This window comes from Streptomyces cyaneofuscatus (assembly GCF_042718795.1).
Taxonomy (GTDB): domain Bacteria; phylum Actinomycetota; class Actinomycetes; order Streptomycetales; family Streptomycetaceae; genus Streptomyces; species Streptomyces cyaneofuscatus_A.
This window is the reverse complement of sequence record NZ_JBHXOX010000033.1, coordinates 1-13,061: the sequence shown is the minus strand read 5'-3', so window position 1 is coordinate 13,061 and position 13,061 is coordinate 1. Positions and strand designations below refer to the sequence as shown.

Genomic DNA, 13,061 nt, shown 5'->3' with positions numbered 1-13,061 from the left:
CAATAGCTATGGCAGCAATCGCACAAACTTTGTCCTGAGTGTGGATAAACGCTCGGCCCCCGGCTACGGTGTGGCCCGTTCCGGTAGCTCCGGGGCCTCCGTCTCCGCCAGTTTCCTTATCCCAGTGGGGAGTTCGACATGGACCGAAGGACCTTCAGCCGGCGGATGCTGATCGGCGGCGCGGCCGCCGCGGCCACCGGCGTGACATCGTTGTCGCTCGGCGCGGTGGAGGCAAGCTCCGCCGAGAACCCGCCGCGCACGGCCCCGGACGGGGGAGCGGTGCGCCGGATCACGATGTACGCCGAGAAGCTGCCCAACGGCGAGCTGGGCTACGGCTTCGAGAAGGGCAAGGCGTCGATCCCCGGCCCGCTCATCGAGCTGAACGAGGGCGACACCCTGCACATCGACTTCCAGAACCTCACCGACGTGGACGCCAGCCTCCATGTCCACGGCGTCGACTACGACATCGCCAACGACGGCACCCGGATGAACAAGAGCCACGTCGCGCCCGGCGCCACCCGTACGTACACCTGGCGCACGCACAAGCCGGGCCGCCGGAAGGACGGAACGTACGAGCCGGGCAGCGCGGGCTACTGGCACTACCACGACCACGTCGTCGGTACGGACCACGGCACCGGCGGTATCCGCAAGGGGCTGTACGGGCCGCTCGTGGTGCGCAGGAAGGGCGACCTGCTGCCCGACCAGACGTGCACGGTCGTCTTCAACGACATGATGATCAACAACAAGACGGCCCACAACAGCGTCAACTTCGAGGCCACGGTGGGGGACCGGCTCGAATTCGTGATGATCACGCACGGCGAGTACTACCACACGTTCCACATCCACGGTCACCGCTGGGCGGACAACCGGACCGGCATGCTCACCGGTCCCGACGACCCGAGCCGGGTCATCGACAACAAGATCTGCGGGCCCGCCGACTCCTTCGGCCTCCAGATCATCGCGGGCGAACGCGTGGGCGCGGGCGCCTGGATGTACCACTGCCATGTGCAGAGCCACTCGGACATGGGGATGGCCGGACTGCTGCTGATCAAGAAACCGGACGGCACGATCCCGGGGTACGAGCCGCACCATGTGGCGGGCGGGGCGGAGAAGAAGAAGGGCGCCGAGGGGAAGAGCGAGGACAAGTCCACGGCGGAACACCAGCACTGATCACCCGTCACTCCGACGGGCGGGCCAGTCGCTGCTGCTCCTCCTCGACGATCCGCCGGGCCAGCGCGCCGTCGGACACGTCGACGGCGTCCGGCGCGGCCTCCGCGAGGTCGCTGCGCCGGGCGTACGTGTCGAAGAGCCGGTCCTTGCGGGCCAGCAGCTCCACCATGCGCTGGTCGACGCTGTCCGCCGCCAGCAGCCGGTGCACCTGGACCGTGCGCACCTGCCCCATCCGGTGGGCGCGGGCCACGGCCTGGTGCTCCAGCGTCGGCTTGATCTGCGGCTCGCACAGGATGACCACCGACGCGGCCTGCATGTTGAGCCCGGTGCCCCCGGCCTGGATCTGGCTCAGCAGCACCGCGTGTCCCTCGGCGGCGGAGAAGGCGTCGACCAGCTCCTGCCGCCGGGCGGCGGGCAGGCTCCCCGAGATCGGCCCGTACGCGCCCGGCCCCAGCGCCTCGCCGACGGTGGCCAGCACCTCGCGGAAGTAGGAGAAGACGACGACCTTCAGCCCGTTGTCCCGTGCCTCGTCGACCAGTTCGCGCAGCCGCTCCAGCTTGGCCGAGGCGGCGGGGTCGGCGTACGCGGCCCGGCGCATCCGCATGAACTGCCCCGACGCCACCGCGTCCCGGTACGCCACCAGATCCCCGGCGCTGAACTCCTCCCACTCGTCCACGTGCACCAGCGCCGGGAGTTCGGCGAGGACGTCCACCTGGTTGCGGCGCAGATAGGCGGGGGCGACCGCGCGCCGGAAGGCCTGCGAACCGGCGGCGCCGTGCGTCGTACGGACCGCATCGGCCAGCTCCGGGCGGAGCTGACGCACCAGGCTCCGGAACTCCTCCACCCGGTTCTCCATCGGCGTCCCGGTGAGGAACAGCACGTGGTCCGCGCGCTCCGCCCGGACGGCGACGGCCTGCGCCCGCCGGGTGGCGGGGTTCTTCACGAAGTGCGCCTCGTCCACGACGAGCATCGCCAGGTCGATGCCGGCCTCGGGAAGGGTGCGCAGCGCGTCGAACGTGGTGAGCGCGACCCCGCCGCCCGTCACCCACTCCGCGTACGCCTCCAGCCGCTCCGCCCCGTGCACCGGCAGGACGCGCAGGGTGGAGCGGGCCCGGATCTCCCGGCTCCAGTTGATCAGCACGCTGGCCGGGCACACCACCAGGAAGTGGCTCTCGCCCCGCGCCGCGAGATGGGCGAGGGCGGCGATGGCCTGCACGGTCTTGCCGAGCCCCATCTCGTCCCCGATGACCACCCGCTTCTGTGCCAGGGCGAAGCGCGCGCCGAACGACTGGTAGCCGCGCAGGGAGACCCGTAGCCGCGAGTCGTCGAGCCGGAGCGCCCGCACCCGGTCCGCGATCCCGGCGGGCAGGAACCCCTCGGCGGCGTCCCGGTCCGGGCCGCTGCCCGACAGCTCGGCGAGGAGGCTGTAGTACTCGGCGGACCGCAGCTCGAAGTCCACCCACGCGCCGGGCGCCGACTCCGGCTCCCGCAGCAGGTCGACCGAGACCTGGCCGAACAGCATCGGCAGCTCCTGCTCCACCGCCTCCGCGAGCGCCGTACCCAGGGCGGCCACGGCGTCCAGCGCCCGGGTCCGTGCCTCCCTGCCGGTGAACAGCATCCGCAGCCGGCTCCCGGCCGGGGCGGCGGCGGTCACCAGGGGATCGAGCCGCTCGGCCAGCCGCCCCGCCGCCTCCACCGCCCGCCGTGCGTCGGGACCGGCCTCGACCAGTCGGTGCAGGGCGATGACCAGGGAGGTCGTCGTGTCGTCCGGGGCGTCCAGGTCGATCCGTACGGAGACGGTCTCGCGCACCGCGTCGGCGATCTGCCCGGCCGCCGCCAGCGCCTGATCGGCGGTGTGTGCCCCGACCCCGGGGATCAGCCGGAGCTCGTAGCGCGCCGTGCCGTGGACCTGCCCGACGGTCGTGAACCCGGCCTGTTCGAGAGCGCCCAGGCGCAGCCGGCCCTCCGTGACGTCCTTCAGCCGGGCGACCGGGATGGCGGCCAGCTCCCGCCCGGTCAGGGAGGCCAGGAGCGGGTCGAGGACGGCCCGCACGGCGTCGACGGCGCGGGCGTGGTCCTCCCGCACGGCACGGGCCCGGCCCAGCAGAGCCGCCGCCTCGGCCAGCAGCTCCTGGACGGCCCGGCCCGTGGTCGCCGGGCGGGCGGTCCTGGCCCCGGTGTCGCTCATCGTCGCTCTCCCCGCCGTGCGCCGCGACCGGCAGGTGATGGTCCGTTCGCTGTACGTGGCCATCGTCCCACGGCCCACCGACAGCCCCTGGCGCACCGGCGGCTCCTGGTCCACCGACAGCCCGCCGCACGACGGCCGCCCGCGGGTCCCGCTACCGGGCGGGCGGCCGCCGTTCCGCCGGGGAGAGCAGGAGCACCTCCAGGGCCCGCGCGCAGGACCGGGCCTCGGTGAGCAGCCCCTCGGTGCGCTCGGCGGTGATCAGGGACGGGGTTGCCCGTACGGCGAGGGCGAAGCGCGCGTACCCCGCGCCGTCCAGGACCGGCACGGCCAGCGTCCGTACCCCGTGCGCCGACTCACCGTCGTTGAGCGCGTACGCCTCGGCCCGTACCCGGACCAACTCCGCCTCCAGTGCAGCCGGTTCGACGATCGTCCGGTCGGTGAACGCGGGCAGCGGCGGCAGCGACGCGGGGCCGCCCTCGCCCGGCCGGGCCCAGGCGAGGAGCACCTTGCCCAGCGCGGTGGAGTGCAGCGGCCGGCGCAGCCCCACCTTCGGCGTCACCGAACCGCCCGCCACGATCACCGCGTGCGGCCCGCTGCGCAGCGCCAGGTCCGCCGTCGCGCCCGTCCGCTCGGCCAGGTCCGCCAGCTCCGGCGCGGCCAGGTGCAGCCCGCGCTGGTGGTAGGAGAGCCGGCCCAGCTCGGTCACGGCGGGGCCGAGGCGGTAGCGGGCGGTACGCGGGTCCTGCTCCAGGAACCCCGCGCAGAGCAGCGTGCGCGCCAGCCGGTGGGCCGTGGACACCGAGAGCTCCAGTCGCCGGGCGAGGTCGGAGGCGCTGAGGTCGGGCCCGTTGTCGTGGAAGCAGTGCAGGACGTCCAGCGCGCGCCGGACGGCCTGGGCGCCGCCTGGCGCGCGTGCTGTCACGGCCTCGGTCATCTCGCTTCACTCTCCACTCGTCGAGGGGATCTGAGGGCTGCGTTCGCTTGCCACATTACGGGATTTGGATGAGCACCCCATCGGGACGAGAAACACTCTGTTCACATGTGATCCCACATCATGGGAAGAGAGTTGTCCCGGCCCGCACCGCCGTGGCAGGCTGCGGCCATCACCGGCGACGAGCGGGAAGGAGCAGCGAACCATGGTCCGACGTACCACCGTGCACGCGCCCTCCACGCCGGGCGATCCCGTACCGCTCGCCCTCACCGTGCGCCGCCACATCGACCTGGCGCGCGTCTCCAGCGCAGCCTGTCGCTGACCTCTCCGGACACCCTCCCGGCCATCCCTCCCGGCCATCCTTCCCGGCCTCTCCTCGCATCGACGTGTACCCGCTGCGCCACCGCTGGGCCTCTGCTGATCCGCGCGAGGGGCACGGCGGGATGCGGCGGGCCCCTGGAGGGCTGAGCCGTCCTCCCGTGCGCCGTGCCGTATGCGTCGACCCGTCCCCGTCCCCGTCTCCGCGTCGACCGGGCACCGCGGGCGGGAGCCCGTCACCTGCATCCCCTGCGCCTCACCCACCTCACACACCCCACCGACCCCTGTGGAGACCCACCCCCATGACGTCTGCCCCCGCCCTGCCCGCGACGCTCTGGTTCACCCGCTGTCCCGTGCCCACCGCCACCGGGATCGCGGCCGACCGGCAGTGGCTCACCGACGAGTTCGCCCCGGACGGCATCACGGTCCGCTCCCTCCAGGACGCCGAACCGGACGCGGACCGGGAGGCCCACTTCACCCACGCCCTCCCGGGTCTCTTCCGCGAGGGCGGCAACGTGCCCGCCCTGTGGGCCCGTTCAGGCGGTGAGCGGACCCGGCTGATCGGCCTGACCTGGATCGAGGAGCGCCAGGTCGTCCTGGTCGCTCCCGGCTCCGGCATCCGGTCGGCCGCTGACCTGCGAGGGCGGCGGATCGCCCTGCCGGCGCACCCCATCGCCATCGACTTCTGGCGGGCCATGGCGCTGCGCGGCTTCGAGGGCGCCCTCGCCTCGGCAGGCCTCGGCCTGACGGACACCGTCCCGGTCGACGTACCGGCGGACGGCCACCCGGGGCAGTGGGCCGCCGAACTGGCCGCCCTGCGCCGGGGCGACGTCGACGCGGTGTACGTCAAGGGCGCGCTCGCGGTCGAAGCGGCCCGCAGGGCCGGGGCCGAGGTCGCGGTGGCCCTCGACGACCTGCCGGACCGCCGCTTCCGGATCAACAACGGGACCCCGCGCCCCATCACCGTCCACCAGGACCTCCTGGACGAACACCCCGCGCTGGTCGACCGCTTCCTCGCCGTGCTGCTCCGGGCCGCCGACTGGGCGGCTCAGAGCCCGGCGGAGGTCGACCGGATCCTCGGCGCCGAGACCGGGGCCGGAGCCGAAGGGGTCGCGGGAGCCTACCGCGCCGGCACCCACCTCACCCTCCACCCCGACCTCTCCCCGGAGCGCCTCGCCCTGCTCGCCGCGCAGGAGAGCGCCCTGCGCGCCCACGGCTTCCTGTCCGAGCCCGTCCAGGTCACCGCCTGGGCCGACCCCGAACCGCTCCGCCGAGCCGCCGCGCTGAACGCCGCCCACCCGAAATCCCCCCAGCCCGTCGCCCCTTGAGCCCGAGGACCGCCACCATGAACAGCACCCGACCACGTCTCCGTACGACCGTCCCGACCGCCCTCCTCGCGGCCGCCGCCCTCCTCGCCCTCTCCGCCTGCTCCACCTCGGATGACGGCAACGGCAGTGCGCCTGCCGGTAGTTCGGGCAAGACGGTCAATGTCCGCATCCCCGACCCCGGCAACTCCGGTGTCCTCGCCCTCGCCAAGAAGGACGGCAGCCTCGACAAGGCGCTCGGCAAGGTCGGCGCCCGGGTGAAGTGGACCGGCAGCGCGGGGCCGTTCGCCCCGGCCGCCCAGGCGATGAACGCCGACCAGCTCGACGTCGCCACCGGCTCCATCACCTCCGGCATCACCTCCCTCTCCCAGCGCCCCGGCTTCCAGTTCTTCACCGCCGTCGACCCCGACGCCAAGGGCGAGGGCATCCTCGTCCGCGACGGCTCCGGCATCGAATCCGTCGCCGACCTGGTGGGGAAGAAGGTCGCCGTCAACCAGGGCGGCACCGGTGAGTACCTGCTGCTCAAGGCGCTGGCCGAGGAGAAGATCCCGGCCGACCAGGTGGAGCGGGTCTATCTGCGCCCCGACCAGACCGCCGCCGTCTTCAACGCCGGGCAGGTCGACGCCTGGGCCGTCTGGGCCACCTACGCGGTCGCGGAGATCGGCAGCGGCAAGGCCCACTTCCTCGCCGACGGAGAGGCGATCGGCTCGGACAACTACAGCCTCAACGCCGTCCGTACGGGCTTCGCCGAGCAGCACCCGGCCGTCGTCAAGGCCCTCTACGACTACCTCCACGCGGCCAGCGCCAAGGAGAAGAAGGACCCGGCCGCCTATCTCAATGTCTTCACCGACGTCGGCCCGACCGCCGTCACCGGCAAGGCCAAGGAGGTCCAGACCGAGATCACCGCGGAGTCCGGCACCGTGGACCCGATCGGCCCCGAGGACATCGCCCGCTTCGAGTCCGTCGCCGCCTTCTACGCCGAGCAGAAGGTCACCAAGGAGAGGGTGGACATCGCCGCGCACCTCCTCGACGTCGAGAAGCTGACATGAGCAACACCCGTGTGAAGGCCATCGACTCCCCGCCGCCCCCGGGGCTCGTCACCCCGCGCCCCCAGCTCCGCAAACCCCGCAGCCGACCCTACGCCCTGACCGTCCGCGCCCTCGGCCCCTTCGTCCTGCTGGGCCTGTGGTGGGCCGCGTCCGCCACCGGCCTGCTCACCCCGGATGTCCTCGCCTCTCCCGCAGAAGTCCTCAAGGCAGTAGGGGAGTTGTGGGGCAACGGCCAGTTGCCCGACGCGCTCACCACCTCCCTGACCCGCTCCGGGCTCGGGCTGCTCATCGGCCTCGCCGCCGGACTGACCCTCGGCATCACCACCGGGTTCACGCGCCTCGGCGACGAGCTGCTCGACTCCTCCCTCCAGACCCTGCGCACCATCCCGTTCCTCTCCCTGGTCCCGCTGTTCATGGTCTGGTTCGGCATCAACGAGACCGCGAAGATCCTCCTCATCGCGGTCGCCACCACCTTCCCCATGTACGTCTCCGCCTCCAGCGGCGTCCGCAACACCGACCCCAAACTCGTCGAGGCCATGCGCTCCTTCGGCATGAGCCGCCTCGCCATCGTCCGCGAGGTCGTCCTGCCCGGCGCACTGCCCTCGCTCCTGGCCGGGCTGCGGCTCTCGATGACGCTCAGCGTCATCGCCCTCATCGCGGCCGAGGAGATCAATGCCACCGCCGGCATCGGCTACCTGATGTCCCAGGCCCAGAGTTACGCCCGCACCGACATCCTCGCCGTCTGCATCCTCGTGTACGGGCTCCTCGGCCTCACCGCCGACGTCCTGGTACGGCTGCTGGAACGCTTCGTGATGCCGTGGCGCACCCCGCAGGGAGCCCCCCGATGACCGAGAACGCCCACCGTCAGGCAGCTGTACGGGTACGGGGCCTGCGCCGGGTCTTCGGCGCCCGCACCGTCCTCGACGGCCTCGAACTGGACATCGCGCGCGGCGAGTTCGTCGCCCTGCTCGGCGCGAGCGGGAGCGGCAAGACGACCCTGCTGCGGATCCTCGGCGCGCTCGACGGCGCCGACGGGGGAGAGGTGCTCGTCCCCGAGGCCCGCACCGTCGTCTTCCAGGAACCCCGCCTCGTACCCTCCAAGAAGGTCCTCGCCAACGTCACCGTCGCCCTGCCGCGCGGCCGGCGCGACGACGGGCTGCGGGCGCTCGCCGAAGTGGGCCTGGAGCGGCACGCCGACGCCTGGCCCGCCACCCTCTCCGGCGGCGAGGCCCAACGGGTGGCCCTGGCCCGGGCACTCGTACGGGAGCCCGAACTCCTGCTGCTGGACGAACCGTTCGCCGCACTGGACGCCCTGACCCGGCTGAAGATGCAGGACCTGGTGGACGAGCTGTGCCACAAACACCGGCCCGCCGTCCTGCTGGTGACCCATGACGTCGAGGAGGCCGTACGTCTCGCCGACCGGGTCGCCGTCCTGCGCGACGGGCGGCTCGTCACCGACGAGCAGGTCACCGTCGCCCGCCCCCGCGACCCCGGCGATCCCGCCTTCGCCGCCCTGCGCCGCCGCCTCCTCGACGACCTCGGCGTCCCGGCCGCTTCCCACCCCGTGAAAACCCCCGAACTCGACCGTGTCGGAGTGATCTGAATGACCATCACCATCGGTGTCCACGCCAGCAACCCGTCCCTCTTCCACCTCTACCACCTGACCCGGCTCGGCTTCGCCCAGCAGGAGCTGGAACCGCTCGGCGAGACCGTCGCCTTCCACCCGTACAGCAACGGCGTCCGCACCGGCGAACTCCTCACCCAGGGCGTCATCGACTTCGGCGGCACCGGCTCCACCCCGCCCGTCACCGCCCAGTCCGCCGGCCACGACCTCGTCTACACCGCCGTCTCCGCACCGCGCCCCGAGCACGGCGCCCTGCTCGTCCCCGAGGACAGCCCGGTCCGTACCGTTGCCGACCTCAAGGGCACCACCGTCCACCTGGCGATCGGCTCGTGGCAGACCCACCTCGTCGCCAAGGCCCTCGACGACGCGGGCCTCTCCTACGGCACCGACATCACCGCCGTACGCTCCTCCGAGGAGAGCGAGCAGCTCCTGCGCACCGGGACCATCGCCGCCTGGGTCGCCCAGGGACCCCAGCTCGCCGCCGCCCGCCGCACCGGCGGACTGCGCACCCTGATCCGTACCGGCGACGTCATCAGCGACCGGTCGGTGTTCTTCACCCGCCGCGAACTCGCCGAGCGGCGGCCCGAGATCGTCGCAGCGCTGACCCGCGCCCTGCAACGCGCCGACGACTGGGCCGCCGCCCACCCCCGCGAGGCCGCCCATTTGGCCGCCGCCGACCTCGGCGGCGCGGCCGACGACTGGGAGGCCGCGCTGACCGCCCTGCCCTGGCGGATCGAGCCGGTGAGCGAGGAGTTCCTCGCCGAGCAGCAGGAGGCGGCCGACATCTTCCACCGCACCGGCTTGATCGAGCACCCGGTCACCGTGGCCCGCGCCGTCGCCGACGCCCCCGCTGCGGCCCCTTCGGCCGCGAAGGCGGTCTGAGCGGACATGGCCCCCGAAGTCCTCTGGTACATCATCCCGCGCGAGGGCGCCTACCCGTGGGAGCCGGCCGGTCGCCGTCCCACCGACCTCGGCTACCTCACCCGGCTCGCCGGAACGGTCGAACAGCTCGGCTACAGCGGGGCGTTGCTCGCCACCGACCTGCACGACGTCTGGCCGCTGGGCAGCGCGCTGTCCGCCGCCACCAGTACCCGGTTCAAGCCGCTGCTCGCCGTCCACCCCGGCTTGATCGCGCCGACCCTGCTCGCGAAGATGGCGCTCACCTTCGACAACCTCTTCGGCGGACGGCTGCGCTTCAACGTCGTCAACGGCTCCACCAAGTCCCTCCAGGAGTACGGGCTCCATGTGGAGCACGACGAGCGGTACGAGCTGAGCGCCGAGTACTGGTCCCTCGTCAAACGGCTCACCGCGGGCGAGGTCTTCGACCACCAGGGCCGGTTCTACGACCTGAAGAACGCGGGCGCCTCCTTCCGCGAGCTGAAGCCCGTCCAGGACCCGCACATCCCGCTCTGGTTCGGCGGCTCCTCCGCACCCGGCATCGAGATGGCCGCCCAGCACGTCGACGTCTTCCTCACCTGGGGCGAGCCCCCGCACCTGCTGAAGGAGAAGCTGGCACAGGTCCGCGCCCGGGCCGCCGCCCACGGACGCACCCTGCGCATCGGGCTCCGCCTCCACCTCATCGTCCGCGACACCGAGGACGAGGCGTGGGCGGCGGCCGACCGGCTGCTGGACGTCACCAGCGAGGCGACGTACGCCCGGCAGCTCGGCGACCGGGCGGGGGAGGACGGCGTCGGCTGGCAGCGCCAGTTCCGCCAGCACGGCGGCCGAGTGCCGGCCCGCGCCCGCGAGCTGGAGACCCACCCCAACCTGTGGCCTGGCATGAGCCTCTTCCGCCCGGGCCCCGGCACCGCCGTCGTCGGCTCGACGGCCCAGGTGACCGAGCGGCTGAAGGAGTACGAGGAGCTGGGCGTCGACACTTTCATCCTCTCCGGCAACCCGCTCCTGGAGGAGGCCTACCGCGTCGCCGAGACGGTCCTCCCGGCCCTGGGGGTGCGACGCTGACCTGTGGAGAGGCGGGGTGGCGGCCCCAATCGGCCCCGCGCGGACTGCGGTGGCGGGCGGCCGGTGCGAGACTCGACGGGACAGGGAACAGCCCCGCCCCGCCGGAGTGAGGTGGGACAGGCAACAGCCCCGCCCCGCCGCGCGCGAGCGGGGCCACGGGATCCGCTGAAGGAGCACGCCATGCTCAACCCCGCCTTCCCCGACGGAGCACCCAACTGGGTCGACCTCGGCACGCCCGACGTCGACGGGGCCGCCGCCTTCTACGGCGGTCTCCTCGGCTGGGAGCACGTCCCCGGCGGCCCGGAGGTCGGCGGGTACGGGATGTTCACCCTGGACGGCCACACCGTCGGCGGTGTCATGGCGGTCCCCGAGGAGCAGTCCTCCAGCGCCTGGTCCCTCTACTTCCAGTCGCCCGACATCTACGCCACCGCCGAGCTGGTGAACCGGGCCGGCGGCCGCTCCGCCTTCGATCCGATGGACGTCCTCGACTACGGCCGGATGGGCGGCTTCACGGACCCGGGCGGAGCCTACTTCGGCGTATGGCAGCCGCGGCAGAACCCCGGCCTCGGCGTCATCCAGCAGCCGGGCTCGCTCCTGTGGGCCGAGCTGTACACCCCGGATGTCCCGGCGGCGGCCAAGTTCTTCGACGACGTCTTCGGCTGGAAGACCGACGCGCTGAAGGTGGAGGGCACCGAGTACGTCTACACCACGGTCCACCCCGCCGGCACCGGCCCGGAGCTGTCGTTCGGCGGCCTGGTCACGATGGGCGACGTCCCGGCCGAGGCGGCGCGCGGCCCGCACTGGATGCCGTACTTCGCGGTCGAGGACGTGGCTGCGACGGTGGATGCGGCCAAGCGGCTCGGCGGGGCGGAGGCGCTGCCGGCGATGGAGGTGCCGGGCGTCGGCACCATGGCCAACGTCACCGATCCGTTCGGAGCGGTCTTCGCGGTGATGAAGCCCCAGCCGAGGCGATAGGGCCGGGGGAAGGGGGCGCGCCGGACGATTGATGGATCGTTGATCAGTCGTTTATCGCACCCGTGCACCGTAGGTCCCATGCTGATCAATACGGTGACCGAGGACGCGCTCGACTGGCAGGAGACCGCGTTGTGCGCGCAGGCCGGACCCGAGTTCTTCTTCCCGGCCCCCGGCAGTTCGACGCGCGAGGCCAAGCAGCTCTGCGGAGCCTGCGAGGGACGCGTGGCCTGCCTGGAGTACGCACTTGCCAACGACGAGCGGTTCGGCGTCTGGGGCGGACTTTCCGAGAAGGAGCGCGAACGGCTGCGCCGGGAAGAGCGCAAGCAGGGCTGAACCGCCTCCGCACGTGCCGGAATGCCACGCCATGACGCGGGCTGCCCGCTGCCCGCTGCCTCATCCCGGTCTGACCGGGAAATGGCGGGGCAGGAGACCCTGGGCCGGCAGGGAAGCTCCCCCGGCGACGACGAGAGGGAGAAACGCACCGATGTCTCCGGTTACCGAAGAGTGGGGCGAGGTCCTGCGCACGCATCTGGCTCTCGGCGAGAAGGGCTCGCCCGTCCTGGCAGCCGCCGCGTTCTCCGCCGAGGCCGGCTTCTTCGCCGTCGTGGGGCGGGGCGACGAGGACGGCCGGCCGTACTTCCGCTCGATGCCGTACGACGCCGAAAGCGTGGTCCCGGATGATGTCGAGGCCCTGTGCACGGTGTGCGAGGAGGCCGTCCACCCCCGGGGCCTCCGCATCGCGGGCACGCTCTGGCGACGTGAGAGCCGTGAGGTGATCAGCGATGTCGTCACCGGGAGTGAGCTGGAGCTCGCTCTGCTGCGGGACGGCGACCGCGCCATGTGGGTCGTCCGGGCGGCCCAGGGCATCTGCACGTTCGTGCTGGTGGACGGTGACAGCGGAGCCCACGTCTCCGAGGCCCGGTCCCTGGCGCTGGACTTCGACTCCTTCCTGGTCGGCCAGGGGTACTGATCACGTATCTGATCGGCCCGGGGCTGCCGGTCCGATACCTGATCGGCCGGTGCCATCGGGTCAGAGGTAGCGGCGGATCGGTACGACGGCCGCTTCCCGCACCCGCTGGACGACATCGCGCCGCTTCCACCGGCCCCGCTCGATCAGCACGCTCTTGTCGCGGTCCTCGTCGAAGTGGGCGTCGAGCGCGTCGGTGAAGTCGCAGTCCATGACCGCGAGCATGACCTCCTCGTCATGTTCGAGGGAGCGCCGGTTGAAGTTGGTGGAGCCGATCAGCGCGGCGACCCGGTCGATCGTGAGTACTTTGGCGTGCATCATCGTCGGCTGGTACTGGTAGATCTTCACCCCGCACGCCGTCAGCTCCTCGTAGTGGCGCTGTCCGGCGAGCTGGCAGACCCGCTTGTCGGTGTGCGGGCCCGGCAGCAGGATCTCGACCTCCACCCCGCGCCGGGCGGCGGCGCAGAGCAGCCCGGTGAAGTAGTCGTCGGGGGCGAAGTAGGCGGTGGTGAGGCGGATGCGTTCCTCGGCGGATTCGAGGACGACCCGCAT

The 13,061-nt window shown here is 72.4% G+C and carries 14 protein-coding genes; 11 read left to right on the top strand and 3 right to left on the bottom strand.

The genetic code is table 11. The features are described 5' to 3' along the window. Positions 1–138 precede the first annotated feature (138 nt). The gene (locus ACFWRT_RS31335) at positions 139–1,170 is read left to right on the top strand and encodes a multicopper oxidase domain-containing protein (protein WP_380954685.1); all 1,032 of its coding nucleotides are present in this window, start codon (positions 139–141) and stop codon (positions 1,168–1,170) included. A gap of 7 nt (positions 1,171–1,177) precedes the next feature. Here the strand turns inward: ACFWRT_RS31335 and ACFWRT_RS31330 are convergent, their stop codons facing one another. Both ACFWRT_RS31330 and ACFWRT_RS31325 read right to left on the bottom strand, forming a co-directional pair. Beyond that, positions 1,178–3,358 carry a DEAD/DEAH box helicase gene (locus ACFWRT_RS31330; protein WP_380954687.1) on the bottom strand — a complete coding sequence of 727 codons (2,181 nt, stop codon included), beginning with the start codon at positions 3,356–3,358 and terminating at the stop codon, positions 1,178–1,180. 151 nt (positions 3,359–3,509) lie between these two features. Next, positions 3,510–4,292, bottom strand: coding sequence for an IclR family transcriptional regulator (locus tag ACFWRT_RS31325; protein ID WP_380954688.1), 783 nt, complete (start codon positions 4,290–4,292; stop codon positions 3,510–3,512). A gap of 202 nt (positions 4,293–4,494) precedes the next feature. Between ACFWRT_RS31325 and ACFWRT_RS31320 the strand changes: the two genes are divergently transcribed. The 10 genes from ACFWRT_RS31320 to ACFWRT_RS31275 all read left to right on the top strand — a co-directional run bounded on the left by ACFWRT_RS31320 (position 4,495) and on the right by ACFWRT_RS31275 (position 12,512). Then, on the top strand, positions 4,495–4,611 hold the full coding sequence (locus ACFWRT_RS31320; protein ID WP_380954689.1) for a putative leader peptide: 117 nt from the start codon (positions 4,495–4,497) through the stop codon (positions 4,609–4,611). A gap of 298 nt (positions 4,612–4,909) precedes the next feature. Further along, a complete protein-coding gene (locus ACFWRT_RS31315) occupies positions 4,910–5,935 on the top strand; it encodes an ABC transporter substrate-binding protein (RefSeq protein ID WP_380954690.1) in 1,026 nt (341 codons plus the stop codon). Between the two features lie 17 nt (positions 5,936–5,952). Beyond that, positions 5,953–6,981 (top strand): NrtA/SsuA/CpmA family ABC transporter substrate-binding protein, encoded by a 1,029-nt coding sequence (locus tag ACFWRT_RS31310; RefSeq protein WP_380954691.1) that lies wholly within the window; start codon positions 5,953–5,955, stop codon positions 6,979–6,981. Continuing rightward, positions 6,978–7,829 (top strand): ABC transporter permease, encoded by an 852-nt coding sequence (locus ACFWRT_RS31305; RefSeq protein WP_380954692.1) that lies wholly within the window; start codon positions 6,978–6,980, stop codon positions 7,827–7,829. The genes ACFWRT_RS31310 and ACFWRT_RS31305 overlap by 4 nt, the downstream gene beginning before the upstream one ends. Continuing rightward, entirely contained in the window at positions 7,826–8,584 is a 759-nt protein-coding gene (locus ACFWRT_RS31300; RefSeq protein ID WP_380954693.1) for an ABC transporter ATP-binding protein, read from the top strand. The genes ACFWRT_RS31305 and ACFWRT_RS31300 overlap by 4 nt, the downstream gene beginning before the upstream one ends. Further along, positions 8,585–9,487 carry an ABC transporter substrate-binding protein gene (locus ACFWRT_RS31295; protein ID WP_380954694.1) on the top strand — a complete coding sequence of 301 codons (903 nt, stop codon included), beginning with the start codon at positions 8,585–8,587 and terminating at the stop codon, positions 9,485–9,487. It abuts the gene before it with no gap. A 6-nt stretch (positions 9,488–9,493) separates the two neighbouring features. Continuing rightward, positions 9,494–10,567, top strand: coding sequence for an LLM class flavin-dependent oxidoreductase (locus ACFWRT_RS31290; protein ID WP_380954695.1), 1,074 nt, complete (start codon positions 9,494–9,496; stop codon positions 10,565–10,567). A 180-nt stretch (positions 10,568–10,747) separates the two neighbouring features. Next, positions 10,748–11,542 carry a VOC family protein gene (locus ACFWRT_RS31285; protein ID WP_380954696.1) on the top strand — a complete coding sequence of 265 codons (795 nt, stop codon included), beginning with the start codon at positions 10,748–10,750 and terminating at the stop codon, positions 11,540–11,542. Between the two features lie 78 nt (positions 11,543–11,620). After that, a complete protein-coding gene (locus ACFWRT_RS31280; RefSeq protein ID WP_380954697.1) occupies positions 11,621–11,875 on the top strand; it encodes a WhiB family transcriptional regulator in 255 nt (84 codons plus the stop codon). 151 nt (positions 11,876–12,026) lie between these two features. Further along, entirely contained in the window at positions 12,027–12,512 is a 486-nt protein-coding gene (locus tag ACFWRT_RS31275) for a hypothetical protein (RefSeq protein ID WP_380954698.1), read from the top strand. A 60-nt stretch (positions 12,513–12,572) separates the two neighbouring features. Here ACFWRT_RS31275 and ACFWRT_RS31270 read toward each other — a convergent pair. After that, positions 12,573–13,061: phospholipase D-like domain-containing protein (locus ACFWRT_RS31270; RefSeq protein ID WP_381121376.1), on the bottom strand; the 489-nt coding region annotated here is incomplete at its 5' end.

What these genes read in the sequence shown, in the direction of transcription:
- ACFWRT_RS31330 (WP_380954687.1), bottom strand. Translation starts at nt 3,358, where the DNA reads ATGAGCGACACCGGGGCCAGGACCGCCCGCCCGGCGACCACGGGCCGG.
- ACFWRT_RS31335 (WP_380954685.1), top strand. Translation starts at nt 139, where the DNA reads ATGGACCGAAGGACCTTCAGCCGGCGGATGCTGATCGGCGGCGCGGCC.
- ACFWRT_RS31305 (WP_380954692.1), top strand. Translation starts at nt 6,978, where the DNA reads ATGAGCAACACCCGTGTGAAGGCCATCGACTCCCCGCCGCCCCCGGGG.
- ACFWRT_RS31320 (WP_380954689.1), top strand. Translation starts at nt 4,495, where the DNA reads ATGGTCCGACGTACCACCGTGCACGCGCCCTCCACGCCGGGCGATCCC.
- ACFWRT_RS31300 (WP_380954693.1), top strand. Translation starts at nt 7,826, where the DNA reads ATGACCGAGAACGCCCACCGTCAGGCAGCTGTACGGGTACGGGGCCTG.
- ACFWRT_RS31325 (WP_380954688.1), bottom strand. Translation starts at nt 4,292, where the DNA reads ATGACCGAGGCCGTGACAGCACGCGCGCCAGGCGGCGCCCAGGCCGTC.
- ACFWRT_RS31295 (WP_380954694.1), top strand. Translation starts at nt 8,585, where the DNA reads ATGACCATCACCATCGGTGTCCACGCCAGCAACCCGTCCCTCTTCCAC.
- ACFWRT_RS31310 (WP_380954691.1), top strand. Translation starts at nt 5,953, where the DNA reads ATGAACAGCACCCGACCACGTCTCCGTACGACCGTCCCGACCGCCCTC.
- ACFWRT_RS31285 (WP_380954696.1), top strand. Translation starts at nt 10,748, where the DNA reads ATGCTCAACCCCGCCTTCCCCGACGGAGCACCCAACTGGGTCGACCTC.
- ACFWRT_RS31280 (WP_380954697.1), top strand. Translation starts at nt 11,621, where the DNA reads ATGCTGATCAATACGGTGACCGAGGACGCGCTCGACTGGCAGGAGACC.
- ACFWRT_RS31315 (WP_380954690.1), top strand. Translation starts at nt 4,910, where the DNA reads ATGACGTCTGCCCCCGCCCTGCCCGCGACGCTCTGGTTCACCCGCTGT.
- ACFWRT_RS31290 (WP_380954695.1), top strand. Translation starts at nt 9,494, where the DNA reads ATGGCCCCCGAAGTCCTCTGGTACATCATCCCGCGCGAGGGCGCCTAC.
- ACFWRT_RS31275 (WP_380954698.1), top strand. Translation starts at nt 12,027, where the DNA reads ATGTCTCCGGTTACCGAAGAGTGGGGCGAGGTCCTGCGCACGCATCTG.